At 58.3% G+C, this 15,290-nt stretch carries 16 protein-coding genes; 8 read left to right on the plus strand and 8 right to left on the minus strand.

Annotation, left to right across the window (positions count from 1 at the left end; translation table 11 throughout):
- Positions 1–48: 48 nt before the first annotated feature.
- Positions 49–1,587 (plus strand): trimethylamine methyltransferase family protein, encoded by a 1,539-nt coding sequence (locus AADJ11_RS13915; protein WP_341235124.1) that lies wholly within the window; start codon positions 49–51, stop codon positions 1,585–1,587.
- Here AADJ11_RS13915 and AADJ11_RS13920 read toward each other — a convergent pair.
- Positions 1,580–1,876, minus strand: coding sequence for a DUF6477 family protein (locus AADJ11_RS13920; protein WP_341235125.1), 297 nt, complete (start codon positions 1,874–1,876; stop codon positions 1,580–1,582). The genes AADJ11_RS13915 and AADJ11_RS13920 overlap by 8 nt on opposite strands.
- 247 nt (positions 1,877–2,123) lie before the next feature.
- Here AADJ11_RS13920 and AADJ11_RS13925 point away from each other — a divergent pair, with 247 nt between their 5' ends.
- Positions 2,124–3,233, plus strand: a complete 1,110-nt coding sequence (locus AADJ11_RS13925; RefSeq protein WP_341235126.1) for a DUF6456 domain-containing protein — start codon at positions 2,124–2,126, stop codon at positions 3,231–3,233.
- A 60-nt stretch (positions 3,234–3,293) separates the two neighbouring features.
- Here the strand turns inward: AADJ11_RS13925 and AADJ11_RS13930 are convergent, their stop codons facing one another.
- Positions 3,294–4,934, minus strand: coding sequence for an NAD(P)-binding domain-containing protein (locus AADJ11_RS13930; protein WP_341235127.1), 1,641 nt, complete (start codon positions 4,932–4,934; stop codon positions 3,294–3,296).
- Positions 4,935–5,182: 248 nt separating this feature from the next.
- Here AADJ11_RS13930 and lipA point away from each other — a divergent pair, with 248 nt between their 5' ends.
- Positions 5,183–6,136: a lipoyl synthase gene (gene lipA / locus AADJ11_RS13935; protein ID WP_341235128.1), complete on the plus strand. Its 954-nt coding sequence runs from the start codon at positions 5,183–5,185 to the stop codon at positions 6,134–6,136.
- A gap of 1 nt (position 6,137) precedes the next feature.
- Here the strand turns inward: lipA and AADJ11_RS13940 are convergent, their stop codons facing one another.
- Together AADJ11_RS13940 and hpt are read right to left on the minus strand one after the other, a co-directional pair.
- Entirely contained in the window at positions 6,138–6,314 is a 177-nt protein-coding gene (locus tag AADJ11_RS13940; RefSeq protein WP_341235129.1) for a hypothetical protein, read from the minus strand.
- Complete coding sequence (gene hpt / locus AADJ11_RS13945) at positions 6,311–6,847, minus strand: hypoxanthine phosphoribosyltransferase (protein WP_341235130.1); 537 nt, start codon at positions 6,845–6,847, stop codon at positions 6,311–6,313. Before hpt ends, AADJ11_RS13940 begins: the two co-directional genes overlap by 4 nt.
- 67 nt (positions 6,848–6,914) lie before the next feature.
- Here hpt and AADJ11_RS13950 point away from each other — a divergent pair, with 67 nt between their 5' ends.
- Positions 6,915–7,370, plus strand: coding sequence for a type II toxin-antitoxin system RatA family toxin (locus AADJ11_RS13950; RefSeq protein ID WP_341235131.1), 456 nt, complete (start codon positions 6,915–6,917; stop codon positions 7,368–7,370).
- 141 nt (positions 7,371–7,511) lie between these two features.
- Entirely contained in the window at positions 7,512–8,006 is a 495-nt protein-coding gene (locus tag AADJ11_RS13955) for a GNAT family N-acetyltransferase (RefSeq protein WP_341235132.1), read from the plus strand.
- A 139-nt stretch (positions 8,007–8,145) separates the two neighbouring features.
- Here AADJ11_RS13955 and AADJ11_RS13960 read toward each other — a convergent pair whose 3' ends face one another.
- The 4 genes from AADJ11_RS13960 to AADJ11_RS13975 all read right to left on the minus strand — a co-directional run bounded on the left by AADJ11_RS13960 (position 8,146) and on the right by AADJ11_RS13975 (position 11,577).
- Positions 8,146–9,327, minus strand: a complete 1,182-nt coding sequence (locus tag AADJ11_RS13960) for an ammonium transporter (RefSeq protein WP_341235133.1) — start codon at positions 9,325–9,327, stop codon at positions 8,146–8,148.
- 156 nt (positions 9,328–9,483) lie between these two features.
- Positions 9,484–9,960, minus strand: a complete 477-nt coding sequence (locus tag AADJ11_RS13965; RefSeq protein WP_341235134.1) for a CinA family protein — start codon at positions 9,958–9,960, stop codon at positions 9,484–9,486.
- A complete protein-coding gene (locus tag AADJ11_RS13970) occupies positions 9,947–10,438 on the minus strand; it encodes a phosphatidylglycerophosphatase A (RefSeq protein ID WP_341235135.1) in 492 nt (163 codons plus the stop codon). The genes AADJ11_RS13965 and AADJ11_RS13970 overlap by 14 nt, the downstream gene beginning before the upstream one ends.
- Entirely contained in the window at positions 10,435–11,577 is a 1,143-nt protein-coding gene (locus AADJ11_RS13975; RefSeq protein WP_341235136.1) for a bifunctional 2-C-methyl-D-erythritol 4-phosphate cytidylyltransferase/2-C-methyl-D-erythritol 2,4-cyclodiphosphate synthase, read from the minus strand. Before AADJ11_RS13975 ends, AADJ11_RS13970 begins: the two co-directional genes overlap by 4 nt.
- Before the next feature lie 180 nt (positions 11,578–11,757).
- Here AADJ11_RS13975 and dusB point away from each other — a divergent pair, with 180 nt between their 5' ends.
- From dusB to AADJ11_RS13990, 3 genes are read left to right on the plus strand one after another with little or no spacing between them, the layout of a single operon-like run.
- On the plus strand, positions 11,758–12,747 hold the full coding sequence (dusB, locus tag AADJ11_RS13980) for a tRNA dihydrouridine synthase DusB (RefSeq protein WP_341235137.1): 990 nt from the start codon (positions 11,758–11,760) through the stop codon (positions 12,745–12,747).
- Positions 12,744–13,838 (plus strand): ATP-binding protein, encoded by a 1,095-nt coding sequence (locus tag AADJ11_RS13985; RefSeq protein ID WP_341235138.1) that lies wholly within the window; start codon positions 12,744–12,746, stop codon positions 13,836–13,838. The genes dusB and AADJ11_RS13985 overlap by 4 nt, the downstream gene beginning before the upstream one ends.
- Positions 13,839–13,840: 2 nt before the next feature.
- Complete coding sequence (locus tag AADJ11_RS13990; protein ID WP_341235139.1) at positions 13,841–15,208, plus strand: response regulator; 1,368 nt, start codon at positions 13,841–13,843, stop codon at positions 15,206–15,208.
- Positions 15,209–15,290 lie beyond the last annotated feature (82 nt).

Genomic DNA, 15,290 nt, shown 5'->3' on the forward strand with positions numbered 1-15,290 from the left:
GTAAGAATAGGGTAGCTAGGCGGCAGTTTTGACGAAAAGGAAAGTAACATGGCGGAATCAGCAAGACGTGGGCGTGGTGGCGGTGGGGCAGCACGGCGAGCGGAGCGTTCGGCCGTGTCCTTTGAGACCGCAAAGTACATCGAACGGAATATCCCGAACTTTGAGATTTTGAACGACGAGGCGCTGGAGGTCATCGAGCGCAACGCGGATATCGTTCTGGAAGAGATCGGCGTGAATTTCCCAGACAACCCTGAGGCGTTGGAGCTGTGGCGCGCAGCCGGGGCCACTGTGACCGGTGACCGTGTGCGCATTCCGCGTGGTTTGGCCCGTGAACTGTGCAAGACCGCCCCGTCTGAGTACACCCAACATGCCCGCAACCCGGAGCGTAACGTCGTGATCGGCGGGCGTAATCTGGTGTTGGCGCCAGTTTACGGCCCGCCATTCGTGCGCGATGCCGCCGGCGGGCGCCGCTATGCCACGATGGATGATTTCAACAAATTCGTGAAGCTTGGCTATATGTCGAAATGGCTGCACCATTCGGGTGGTACCGTTTGCGAGCCAACGGATGTGCCGGTGAATAAACGGCATCTGGACATGCTGCACGCCCATATGACCCTAAGCGACAAGCCGTTTATGGGCTCTGTGACTGAACCAAGCCGTGCACAGGATTCGGTTGATATGTGCAACATCCTGTTTGGCGCTGATTTCGTGCAGCAAAACACGGTCATGACATCGCTGATCAACATTAACTCGCCCATGACATTTGACGATGTGATGATGGGCGCGTTGAAGGTGTTCGCCGAGAACAATCAGGCAGCGATTATTTCGCCCTTTATCGTCGGCGGGGCGATGGCACCTGTGTCGGTGGCGGGGACCCTGACGCAGGTCCTGGCCGAGGTGATGGCGGGTATCGCCTATAGCCAGTTGATCCGCAAAGGCGCGCCGGTGATTTTTGGTGCCTTTGTGACGTCGATTGATATGAACTCCGGCGCGCCCACATTCGGCACGCCAGAGGCCGCGCATATCACCTATGGCGCGGGACAGTTGGCGCGGCGGATGAAACTGCCGTTCCGCTCCGCAGGATCGTTCTGCGGATCGAAGCTGCCCGACGCGCAGGCGGCTTATGAGACCGCAAATAGCCTGAACATGGGCCTGTTGTCGGGCGTGAACTTCATGCTCCACGCTTGCGGCTGGCTTGAGGGTGGTTTGGTCAGTTCCTTCGAGAAATTCGTGATGGACGCGGACCAATTGGGCACCTTGCACCATCTGGCCCGCGGGATTGAGATGGACGAGAACGCCCAAGCGTTGGATGCCATCCGCGAGGTTGGGCCGGGCGGCCATTATCTGGGCTGCGCCCACACCCAGGCGAATTTCAAACAGGCGTTCTGGAAATCCGATTTGCTGGATTACAAACCGTTCGAGACCTGGTCGGATGAGGGGTCACGTGACACCCAAACCTTGGCCACGGCGCGGGTTGAAAAACTGTTGGGCGACTATGTTCAGCCCCCCATGGATCCGGCCATTCGCGAGGCGCTCGACGCATTTGTGGCAGAACGTAAAGCGGCGGAGCCGGACAGCTTTATGTGATCTGATCAAGCCCGCCACGTAAAACGCGGGCCTCGCCGATCATCGCGATAACGACCTCCACATGGCGGACCAGGCAATAGCTTGCGTCCGCCATTTTTCGTTGGTCGTTCAGCTCTGCCTCCATCTCGATCAGATGCATTAACGCCGGGCCGCTGCGGGGCAGGGTGCTGCACCCCAACAGGCGGCGCAAATGGCTTGCCCGTCGGTAACGTTCCGAACCAATACGCGCCGCACGCATCAAGAGAGACGGGCGGTGTAAGCTGTTGAGACGGGTGAGAATATCTTGCATGTTTTCATGTCCTTAAAGGGTTGATTGACCCCACGTTGGATGTAGGTACTGCACAACCTTTCCACGAATTTTCCGCCCGTTGCGTCGCTTTTGATCCCTCCGAACGGGATGGTTACAGCTGTTTACGAATTAGAAACAATGATTGAGCGAACGGTCGAATTTTAACAAACGCGTAACCAGTACATCCGTAGGTTATGTGGATAAGTCTGGGGATAAGTCGGCCACCTGGAGAAAAAGGACATTTGCTATGACAGGGCTATTAAACACACATGCTTCGCCAGTTTTCGCGGGATCAAAGATACCGGGCTGGGTGCCGACAGAGGCGCGGCACTATCTGTCGCATGTAGAATTGGGGTGCCCCATCCGTGCGCTGGCGCGTTCCGCCGATTGCCACGCCTCGACGATTTTACGCCAGATCAGAAAACTTGAAACACGGCGGGATGACCCGCTGATTGATGATGCTTTGGAAACTCTGGGCCGCGCCAGCCGTAATGAAATGCCCGCAGATATCGAAAGGCCCAAGATGAACCAGCCCAATGACCCGAATATGCCAGATGATGAAACGCTTAACTGCGAGGCCCACCGCATTTTGCGGCGCCTGTGCGAAACCGGTGCTGTGCTGGCAGTCGCGGCGGAAATGGAGAAGGCCGTTGTGGTGCGCGACGGGGCAGGTGGCACGAGCACGCGCACGGCGGTGGTTGACCGGCCGATTGCGCAGGCGATGGCATTGAAGGGCTGGATTGCGACCAATGGCGGCGGCCGCATCACCCGCTATTTCATTACCGCAGCGGGGCGCACGGCCCTTGAGCAGTTGCTACAGCAGGAAAAACCCCGCGCGCTACAAGGCTTTGCCGACGCACAAGCCGAGTTTACCCCCCAACAAGACGAAGACGAGACGCCGCGCATGTCACGCAGGGCGCGCTATACATTGGCCGAAAGCCCCTTGGCCGCCCTTGCGCGGCGCCGGGACAAGGATGGCACGAACTTTCTGTCGGACCGTTTGGTGCAAGCAGGCGAGCGGTTGAGAGAGGATTTTGAACTGGCTCAAATGGGCGAGAAAACCACCCAGAATTGGGACCGGTTCCTGACCCCCGGCGGTGACGCACCAAGCGGCAGCTTTAGCGGCAGCGCCCCGTCGGCGGCACGTGCGCGGGTTGCCTCGGCACTGGCCGATTTGGGGCCCGGACTGTCGGATGTGGTGTTGCGCTGCTGTTGCTATCTTGAAGGGTTGGAAACCACGGAAAAGCGGCTTGGCTGGTCCGCGCGGTCCGGCAAGATTGTGCTGCGCATCGCCTTGATGCGGTTGCGCAAGCATTATGACGAAACACTCGGGCCAGAAAGCGCGATGATCGGATAGCCAAAAATCACCAACGGTGGGGGCAGGGATGGCGCGGCAACGATATGTCGCGCCATTTCCTTATTCTGCGGCGGCCTGTTGCTGGGCTTGGCCGATACCCACGCGGGCCAGAAACGCATCAAGTTGTCGGCGCGCGACATCGGCAGGATCAACCGTGCCACCCGCATCGGCAAATGTCATTTGCAACACCGTGCCTTGGTCGCCGTCGCGCGCGTCACGGGGGCGCCAATCGGCATCCAGATGATCGGCCATGTGCATCTCATCCACGACCTCACCGTCGCTTATCAGCCTGATCACGGGGTGAATAAACGCGTCCGGCTCTTTGCCAAAGACATTGTTCTGGCGTTTGACATGCAATGCATCCGTGCCAAAATCCCCATATTCCAGCGTGACTTGCAAGAACCGGCCCGTGGTGAAGGGCGCGTTTTGTGCCCAAGACACCGGCACATCGTGATAGGTTTTACCCGCCTCATCACCATCCAGCAAAATCAGATCAGCCATGAAACCGGGCTGAAGGAATATCCCCGAAGCCGTGCTAATCCGGTGAATGATACTGTCGCCGAGCGCCGGTGCTGTTAGCGGCGTCGTGACGGTGGGGTAGTCGGTGCCCTGAACCCGCGCCACGATCAAATCAGCCAAGCTTTTGACGTTGTGCCGGAAGCCGTGAATGAACCCCGACATGGTTTTCTTGTAATCGCAGGATTGCATAATCGTCCCGGCAAAGAACAACCCTTTGACGTTTTCGCTTTCCCATTCGCCGGTCATGACGGGAAATTTATCGAAATGGCGCGAGGCGGGCTGGATGTCCGGCGCAAAGATTGAATTGTCGAATTGGAAGCCCGTGCAGGCGATCACGTGATCATAGGTCAGCACAATCTCATGCCCCTCTGCCGCCGTCATTGCGGCACGCACCGTGTAAACGTCGCCATCTTTCGTGATTTCTAGCGCCTTGGCGTCAATCACCGCGTTCTGGGATTTCAATTGATAGGTGTCTAGAAAATTGTTGTTCACCGCCCGCAGGTTACCCACAAAATGGGTCTGCCACGCGAACTTGATCGGGTTCGGGCTCATCACGTGGATGCTGGCGGCATGTTCGACCAGCGAATCCGCTGTTTCAAAGGCCGAGTTGCCCTTGCCAAGGATCAGCACCCGTTTGTTTTCATAAAGCGCAGGATCGGTATCAAATTCGGTATAGTTTGCCGCCAGCTCAAATCCTTCGATGCCCGGATCCCAGGCTTGGCTGACCCCCGTGGCCACGATCACATTGGCCGCACGGTGGGTGGCCCCATCGGCGCAGGCAATCAAAAACCCGTCGTCGGATTTTTCGATTCTTTGAACATCGGAATTGCAGATGATGTGATCGGCCAAGGGTTTGGCAAAGGTTTCGGCATAATCGATAAAATCATCGGCACTGGGAAAATACTTACGGCTCCAGTCTTTGAACAGAATCCCCTCGTCATTCAGCAGCGAATTCCAGTCGTGGCGCAGGCGGGTTTCGGGGTTGTTTAACCCGGTGTGGACCTTGTTGATCGAAATAAATGTGCGGTGGCGCGGAAAATTACGCAAAAACGCGCTGATCTTGTCCGACCGTTCCAGAATGGTAAATGACAGCCCCTTTTTGGCAAAATAATAGGCAGCCTGCAGCCCGGCAGGGCCGGAGCCAATAATGCAGACATCTTGGGTCTTGGTCGGTGTAGACATAAAATTTCCCTTTTTACTGTAACCATCCGATTTTACTGTAACCATCCGATTTGCGACAACCATAGGGGCGATACATGGCGGTGCGAAGGAAAAACATACACGCAGGGCGGGGATTTCCATTTGCCGCAGGGGGGCGTAACCGTTTGGAAACACGCATAACGACGAAAACCCGCCATGCGCCCGACGCCCCTTTCCTGTAGGGCACGAACCGACTACATTGCAGACGAACCGCCATACGGAGCCTGATCATGCGCGACCTAAAGATTCCCGAGCAGCGCCACCCCGAGAAAGCCAAACGCCCCGACAATCCGCAGCCGAAAAAGCCAAGCTGGATTCGCGTTAAGGCACCCGGCGGTCAAGGATATGCTGAGACGGCCAAGATCATGCGCGAAAACAAGCTGGTCACGGTGTGCGAGGAAGCGGGCTGCCCCAATGTGGGGGAATGCTGGTCGCAGGGGCACGCCACCATGATGATCATGGGCGAGGTTTGTACCCGCGCCTGTACCTTTTGCAACATCGCGACCGGTAAACCACCCGAGGATTTGGATGTATTCGAGCCGGGCCGCGTCGCTGCTGCCGTGGCAAAACTGGGCCTGAACCACGTGGTCATCACATCCGTCGACCGCGACGATATCGACGATGGCGGGGCCGAACATTTCGCCCAAACCATTCGCGCCATTCGCAAACGGTCGCCCGACACCACAATCGAAATTCTGACCCCCGATTTCATCCGCTGCGATCCATCCGTGCTTGAGACGGTGGTCGAAGCGCGCCCTGACGTGTTTAACCACAATCTGGAAACCGTGCCGGGCCTATATCCAGAGGTCCGCCCCGGCGCGCGCTATTTCCACAGCTTGCGTTTGTTGCAGCGGGTCAAGGAATTGGACCCGTCGATGTTTACCAAATCCGGCATCATGGTCGGCTTGGGCGAAGATCGCCAATCGGTCATTCAGGTCATGGAAGACATGCGCGCCGCCGACATCGATTTCCTGACCATCGGGCAATATCTGCAACCCACGCCAAAACATCACCGCGTGGATCGTTTCGTGCATCCTGAGGAATTCGCATCCTATGAAAAGGCGGCGTTTGGCAAAGGGTTCTTGATGGTATCAGCGACACCGTTAACCCGGTCCAGCTATCACGCGGGCGATGATTTTGCCCGCCTGCGGGCGGCCCGTCTGGCGAAACTCTCAGCGCGTTAGGTTAAAGCCCGCGGCCGATACGGGTCGCGGTTAACCACTCGGGCCAATAGCCGGCGTATTCCAGACCAAAGATGATCGCCGCGACCAGAATGATGGCAAAGATGAACTTGACCCGCCGCGGCGACGGCGGGTTTTGCGCCCATCGTTTCATCCGCATGAACCAGACGGGGCTCATCATGTGAAACGCACCTTGCCGATAAAGGGCAGATTGCGGTCGCTTTGGGCAAAATCGATGCCATAGCCCACAACAAATTCATCCGGTATTTCAAAGCCGATCCAATCGGCCTTCATGTCGACCTCGCGGCGGCTGGGTTTGTCCAGCAGCGCAATGGTTTTCAGACGCGCCGGTTCGCGCGACATCAACAGATTGCGCACGTGGTGCAGGGTATGGCCGGTATCCACGATATCCTCGACGACCAGCACATCGCGCCCTTCAATTGCACCGCGCAAGTCCTTGAGAATGCGCACTTCTCTGCTGCTTTCCATGCCGTCGCCATAGCTGGACGCCTCTAGAAAATCGACCTCGATCGGCAGGTCCAGCTCGCGCACCAGATCGGCAATGAACACGAACGATCCGCGCAGCAAACCGACCACGACCAGCTTCTCGGTGCCTTCGAATTCCGCCTGAATTTCGCGGCACAAACTCTCGATCCGCGCGGCGATCGATTTGGCAGAAATCATTTCATCGATAACATAAGAACGCGCTGTCATGGGTTTAACCTTGAAAAAGGGGCATTTAAGATTTCATAAGGGCTAACTTCTAGACAGATGGAAATCAATGCCTACCCATTCAGAGACCCGCGAACTGCCCTACACCGCGCAACAGATGTATGATCTGGTGGCCGATGTGGCGTCTTACCCCGAATTCCTGCCTTGGACAGCCGCCGCGCGCATCAAAAGCCGCGACGACAGAGGCGATCACGAGGTGATGGACGCCGATCTGGTGATCAGTTTCAAAGTGTTCCGCGAACGGTTCACCAGCCGCGTGGTGCTGTGGCCCGAGGCGAAGAAGATCGACACCGAATATCTGGACGGGCCGTTCAAGTTCATGAAATCCAACTGGCATTTCGAGGACGCGGGGCAGGGTGCCTGCAAGGTGCATTTCTTTGTCGATTTCGAGTTCAAGAACCTTGTGCTGCAAAAGATCATCGGCGTGGTGTTTAACGAGGCCATGCAACGCGTGGTCCGCGCTTTTGAGAAACGCGCGGCGGACTTGTATGGGGCGTCGGCTTAGCGGGCTGGGATGTGAGGGTGTTACAGCAATGTCGTAGGGCGATGTCGCAGCGAAGGTCTGCAAAGAGCCCACTTTGATCGGCGCTGCGAAGTTCGAGAACGGCGGCTATGCAACTTTGCCTAACGCGTTTAGTGTGAGGTCATGAAGTTTGCCGAACAAATCCAAACTGAACGACTGTTATTGCTTCGGCTGCGAAAACGAAATCTTTGGTTGTTCTACAGGCTCTTAGGCAACAAGCGCGTCAGGCGTTTTCTGGGCGGACCTGTTCCCTGGAGCCAACGGTTTCCACGCTTCAGGCGATATTTGGCTGCACCGGATTTCGTCGGGGTTTGGGTGGTTAGTGAGGTAGAACGCAATCAGCCCATTGGGTTGGTTGAACTTGGACCTCATAAAGACGGACAAGACTACGAAATTTCGTACCAGTTTAGCCCAACCTTTTGGGGTAAGGGCTTTGCAAATGAGGCCGTTCGGGCCGTAATCAGCCATGCTCTAGATGAAACTGATTTGGAACGGATCATTGCAGAAACACAAAGCGCCAATTCCGCTTCATGTCGTTTATTGATGAAACTAGGAATGGTGGAGGTTGAACGATTAGAGAGATTTGGTGCCGAGCAGATCATCTTCGCTACAAGTTGACTGCAGGCATTGGCACAGCCGCAAAGAAAGCCCGCTTTGTCCCGCAATGCAGACAAACACCACCCCCTCGAACATCCCCGAAAAACACTTCCAACAAAGGCCTGCGGGCATCTCAATCCGCCGCAGGCCCCTGATGTGTTTAGCTGGTCAGCTCGTAGGCGCGTTCGCCGTGTACGGCCAGATCAAGGCCGGTGATCTCGTCTTCTTCCGAGACACGCAGCGGGGTGATCGCTTTGCAGATGAACAGCAGTGCCACGGTTACGACCGTGGTGTAGACGCCCACAATCGCCAGTGACCCAAGCTGTGCGGCCCATGAACCGGCACCAAAGGCGGCGATCATGATCGTGCCGAAAATACCGCCCACGCCGTGTACGGCAAAGACGTCCAGCGTGTCGTCAATCTTGGCCTTGTTGCGGATCAGCACGACGGCCTCTTGGCACAGCACACCAGCCACGGCACCGATGATCAGCGCCTCCCACGGGCCGACGAAACCGGATGCGGGGGTGATCGAGGCCAGACCGGCGATGGTGCCGGTGACGATGCCGACCATGGATGACTTCCCAAATTTGACACGTTCCCACAGCGCCCAGGACAGCGACGCCGTCGCGGCAGAAATATGGGTGACCGTGATCGCCATGGCCGCACCACCGTCTGCGGCCAGTTGCGAACCACCATTGAAGCCGAACCAACCGACCCACAGCATCGCGGCACCGATCATCACATAGCCGGGGTTATGCGGCGGAGTGTTGTGGTTTTTGCGTGCGCCCAAGAAATAGGCGATGATCAACGCGGCAATACCTGCGGTTTCATGCACAACGATGCCGCCCGCAAAATCACGCACGCCAACATCGCCAAAGATGCCGCCATCGGCCAGAAAACCGCCGCCCCAGACCCAATGCACGACCGGCGCATAGCAGATCAGCATCCACAGCCCCGAAAACAGCATGACAAAGCCAAAACCGATCCGTTCAACATAGGCCCCAACGATCAGCGCGGGGGTGATGATGGCGAATGTCATCTGAAACGCGAAAAACAAGATCTCGGGCAGGGTGCCTGACAGGCTGTCTGCCGTCACTCCGCTAAGGCCCAGTTTATCCAAGCCGCCCCAAAACCCGGATGTGCCGGGCCCGAAAGCGATGGAATAGCCGACGAAGAACCAAAGCACGCTCATGAGACATGCAATCGCATAGCAGTGCATGAAAACGCTCAGCACGTTGCGCCCTCGGACAAGGCCGCCGTAAAACAAAGCAAGCCCCGGCAATGTCATAAACAGAACCAAGGCCGTCGCGGTCATGATCCAGGCTGTATCAGCAGCACTCATTGGTGAAATCCCCCCATTAATTTTACTTGGAGGGTGGCAAAGCGGATGGGGCTGCGCAGTGAAAGTTAAAAAGCAGGCAGAACCGCCATTTAATCGTGCATTTATGCAAGTGCATAAATGATGGGCGTTATATCAGGCGGCACGCCTAATATATAATCAGTTTGAAACTGCAGCCAAAAGCAGGCTCAGCGCATGGTCACGGGCCGCCAAACGGACCTTGCCGCGCCCCAAGGGACCGAATTCTTGGGTGTGGGCATCCACGCGATCCGCCGTGGCGATGGCAAAGCACACGCGGCCCTCGGGCTTATGCTCTGATCCGCCGGGGCCTGCGATTCCGGTAATGGACACGGCGACATCCGCCTTGGAATGCGCCAGTGCGCCTTGGGCCATTTCGCGGGCGACCTGTTCGGATACGGCACCGAATTGATCTAGCGTTTCAGGCGATACGCCCAGCAGATCGATTTTTGCGTCATTGGTATATGTCACAAATCCACGGTCAAACATCGCGGATGATCCGGGCAAATCGGTCAGCGCCGCCGCGACCATGCCCCCTGTGCAGCTTTCGGCGCAGGTGATCATGACGCCGCGCGCGATGGCGCGTTCCAGCAATGCAGCCGCGTCAGAGAACCCCATGATACAGCCCCGCCAAGGCAATCACGCAGATCAGCGCAAAAATACCGGCGATCACATCGTCAAGCATCACGCCAAGCGCGTCGCCGCGCCGGTCGGCCCAGCCCACCAACAACGGCTTCCAGATGTCGAACAGGCGAAACAGTGCGAATGCTGCGATCCAGCCCGGCCACATCACAAGGATGTTCAACCCCATCGACCACGCCGCATAGCTCAGCGGTAAAAGCGCGATCCACTGGCCTGCGACCTCGTCTATCACGATCTCCGACGGGTCATGGTCATCGCTGCCCGCTGTCATTTTCGCGGTTGCCCACCAACCACCGGCAAAGGCCACGACGATGCCGATCACCAGCAAGGGGAACCCGCCGATCACATGCAGCAACCATCCCCACGGCAGGGCGACAAGCGACCCCCAGGTGCCGGGGGCAGGGCGGATATATCCGACACCCAAAACGGTGCCGATCAGTTTCGCAAGTTTCATAATTTCACCAATGTTGCTGTGGCCATGCAGGCGATGCCTTCGCCGCGACCGGTAAAGCCCAGACGTTCTGATGTGGTCGCTTTGACCGACACACGATCCGCGTCGATGCCCAGATACATTGCCATCACATCGCGCATGGCAGCAGCATGGGGGCCGACCTTGGGATGCTCGCAGATCAGCGTGCAATCAACATGGGTCAGGATAAACCCGTGGGACCGCGCCAGATCGGCGGCATGGGTTAGAAAGATGTGGCTTTGCGCGCCTTTCCATTGCGGATCAGAGGGCGGGAAATGCTGCCCGATATCGCCCATGGCAAGCGCGCCATAAATCGCATCCGTAACGGTATGCATGCCCACATCCGCATCAGAATGGCCCACAAGCCCCTGATCGTGATCAATTTTCACCCCGCACAGAATCACATGATCGCCAGGGCCAAAGGCATGTACGTCAAAGCCGTTGCCGGTGCGAATGTCCATCTGGCTCTCCAATATACGGGCGGCCCGGGTCAAATCGCCGGGCATGGTTATTTTCAGGTTATCGGCGCTGCCGGGGGTGATGGCAACGGGCAATCCGGCGGCGCGCGCCACTTCGACATCATCGGCGGCTGTCCCTTCGAACGCGGCATGGGCGGCGCGAATGGCGGCGGTGTCAAAACCTTGCGGCGTTTGGGCTGCATAAAGCGCTGTGCGGTCTTGGGTGCCCGCAACCTCGCCATCCTCGCCCAGCCATAGGGCATCGGTGATCGGCACCCCCGGCGCGGCAGCAGGGCCATCCACCAAGGCATCGAGCACACCGTCAATCACCGCACGGGAGACGCAGGGCCGGGCCGCGTCATGGATCAACACCTGATCGGTGCCGTCTACCAACGCCAGACCATTGCGCACCGACGCCGCGCGGTCGGCACCACCCGTGGCGATCAGGCAACCGCTGGCGCGGAACCCGTCGGCCTGATCCATGTCGCTGTCGTTCAGGACAACCACGATTGTGTCGATCCTGTCGTGGTTTTGAAACGCCGCCACCGTGTGGTCGATCACCCGCTTGCCGCACAGCGCCTGCCACTGTTTAGGCACAGCACCACCCGCACGCGTGCCACGCCCTGCGGCGACGATAATGGCGGCAATTCTTGGCGGTGATGACATCGGCGGCCCCTTGAAGTGTTAGCGTGGTTTTAGGCAAAGCAGGACTGCGGCGCAATCTCTTGGCGCATCTGCTTAAAAATTAGGCAGCGCTATGCATATATCTGCCATAAAGCACCAGCGTTTCTTGAGTTCAGGCAAGGCTGTCGCTACACCCAATGGAAATGCACAAGGATTAATCATTTGGGTCTTACCGATCTGCCATTTTCCCTAAACCCGCCTGTTTTACTTGCACCCATGGCCGGGATTACGGACCTACCCTACAGAAATCTGGTCGCGTCCTTTGGGGCAGGGCTGGTGGTATCTGAAATGGTGGCATCGGAAGATATGATTAACGCACGTCCCGGCACCCGCGAGAAAGCCGAACTGGGTCTGGGGATCGAAGGCACCGCCGTGCAGCTTGCCGGCCGCGAAGCCGCCCCGCTGGCAGAGGCCGCCCGCATGGTCGAAGCGCAAGGCGCGCGGGTGATCGATATCAACATGGGCTGCCCCGCCAAAAAGGTCACCCAAGGTTATTCCGGTTCCGCGCTGATGCGCACCCCTGATTACGCGCTGACGCTGATCGAGGCGGTGGTGAATGCCGTATCGGTGCCAGTGACCCTGAAAACCCGCCTTGGCTGGGATGACGCGATGCTGAACGCGCCGCACATCGCCGCGGCGGCGGAAAACGCGGGCATCACCATGATTACGATCCACGGGCGGACACGCTGCCAATTCTACAAAGGCGCTGCCGATTGGGCCGCCATCGCCAAGGTGAAAGACGCCGTATCGATCCCTGTGATCGCAAATGGCGATATCATTGACAGCACCACCGCGCGGACGGCTTTGAAACAATCCGGCGCGGATGGGGTGATGGTCGGGCGCGGATCGCAGGGGCAACCGTGGATCTTGGCGCAGATCGCGCATCAGCTGTATGGAACGCCCGCGCCGCTTGTGCCGCAGGGCGCGGATTTCACCCGCATGGTGGCCGACCACTACGAAGAGATCATCCGCTTTTACGGCACCACCATAGGCTTGCGCGCCGCGCGCAAACATCTGGGTTGGTACATGGACACCTGCGCCACGCCGACCGACCTGCGCCGCGCCATTCTGACAGCCCCCGAGCCGCAAACCGTGCACAGCCTGATTGATGACGCCATGGTCGCGCACCCCCCCGCAAAGGCAGCAGCATGATGAGCATGGACGCGGTGTTTAACTCGCTGCCGGTGCCCGCGGTGTTGATCGGGCCTGATGATAAAATCGTCGATCTGAACTCCGCCGCCGAAGGGTTCCTGAACACCTCGGCCAAATCGGCCAAAGGCATACCCGTCTGGGATCTCATCGCCGTAAATGCCCCGCTGGAGGAGGCATTTGGCCGCGCACGCAAACATGACACGCCGTTGTTCGTAAATGATGTTGATGTGGGCAGCGGCCAGCGCCCGCCAGCACTGTCCGATCTGCATCTGGCCCCGCTGAACGGCATGCCGGGCCATATGCTGTTGATGATCACCCCGCGTGAATTTGTCGGCAGGATGAGCCACAACAATCAGGTGAAATCCGCCGCGAAATCCGCGATTGGCATGGCCGAAATGCTGGCCCACGAGATCAAGAACCCGCTCGCGGGGATCACCGGTGCGGCGCAACTGCTTAGCATGAACCTGAATGCCGAAGACCTTGAGCTGACCGATTTGATCGTCGCGGAATCGCGCCGGATCGTAAAGCTGTTGGAACAGGTCGAACAGTTCGGCAACCTGATGCCGCCCGAGCTGGGGGCCGTGAACCTGCATGACGTGCTGGACCGCGCCCGCAGGTCCGCGCTGCTGGGTTTTGGTGCGCGCATGACCATCGTTGAAGACTATGATCCGTCCTTGCCGCTGGCCTTGGGAGACAAGGATCAACTGCTCCAAGTCGTTTTGAACCTTGTCAAAAACGCATCCGAAGCCGCAGGAGAGACCGGCGGCACCATTCGGTTGCACAGCTTTTACGAACATTCCTTCCGTCTGCGCCGCGCGGATGGCAGTGGCCAATCGCTGCCCTTGCAGATCGAAGTGATCGATGACGGCCCCGGCCTGCCGCAATCCATTCAGGATGATGTATTTGAACCCTTTGTGTCGGGCCGTGAAAACGGCACGGGGCTGGGGCTGGCGCTGGTTAGCAAGATCATTTCCGACCACGGCGGCTGGATTTCGGTCAATTCCGCGCCCGGCAAAACCGTATTTCGTATTTCACTGCCACGCGCCGACAAGGCGATGCTGGCAACCCTCGCACCCGAACAGGAGACATAAAAATGGATGGCACAGTTCTGGTCGCCGACGACGACCGCACAATCCGCACCGTCTTAACGCAGGCGCTGACCCGCGCCGGGTGCAAAGTGCATGCGACCTCCAGCCTGACCACGCTCATGCGGTGGGTCGGCGAGGGCAAAGGCGATGTGGTCATCTCGGACGTTGTGATGCCCGACGGCAACGGGCTTGAGATGCTGCCAAAGATCGCCAAGGACCGGCCCGGCCTGCCAGTGATTGTTATTTCGGCGCAAAACACCATCATGACCGCGATCAAGGCCGCCGAGGCCGAAGCCTATGATTACCTGCCCAAACCGTTTGATTTGCCTGACCTGATGAAGCGCACGGCGCGGGCATTGGAACGCAACGGGGCACCACGGCGCGCTGTGCAAACCAATGATGCGGGCGACCGCGACGATCTGCCGTTGGTCGGGCGCACCCCGGTGATGCAATCGCTGTACCGCGTGGTGGCGCGGGTGATGAACACCGATTTGCCCGTGTTGATCTGGGGCGAATCCGGCACCGGTAAATCCCTGATCGGCAAGGCCATTCACGACTTTTCCGACCGGCGTAATCTGCCGTTCGTCACAGTGACATCCGCCGATCTGCAAGACATCGAAGGGCCGGCGCGCGTGTTGGCACGGGTGCGCGGCGGGACATTGCTGATCGATGAAATCGGTGATTTTTCCGAGGAAATTCAAGCCCGTATCGCACGTATGATGGACACGCCCGGCGATCACGCACCGCGTTTTCTGGCCACCAGCCAGTCCGATCTGGCTGCCGCGATGAAGGCAGGAACCTTGCGCCGTGATCTATATTACCGCCTGTCGGGTGCCACCTTGCACGTGCCTGCATTGCGCGACCGGGTCGAAGACATCAGCCTGCTGGCCGCCCATTTCCTCGAACGCTCTGAAACCGGCAACACCGTGCCGCGCGCGCTGTCCGAAGGTGCGGCCAAAGTCTTTGCCAACTATCAATGGCCCGGAAACGTCCGCCAGTTGGAACATGCCATGCGTCAACTGGCCCTGACCAGCCGCGCGCCGGAAATCACCCAGGTTGAGGCCGAACAGGTCTTGGGTGCGCAGCCCGATCCCGAACCTTTGCGGGCGCAAGCCAATACCGAAAAACTGGGCGCGTCGGTCGAACGCCATCTGCGGCGGTATTTCGATCAACACGGGTCAATGTTGCCGCCTCCGGGCCTGTATGCGCGGATACTGCGCGAGATTGAGGCCCCGCTGATCGAAATCGCGCTGGCCGCAACCGCAGGAAATCAGGCTAAATGTGCCGATTTACTGGGAATCAACCGCAATACCTTGAGAAAAAAGATCACGGACCTCGATATTGAGGTGACACGCGGTCGTAAGATGATGTAAAAGAGCCACATAACCGTGGCCATCGGGCCTCACAGCCCGATCAGGACCACATTAATAGGCAGTGGATGCATTTATGCATCAC

Origin of the sequence: uncultured Sulfitobacter sp., from assembly GCF_964021855.1 — a bacterium.
Lineage (GTDB): Bacteria > Pseudomonadota > Alphaproteobacteria > Rhodobacterales > Rhodobacteraceae > Sulfitobacter.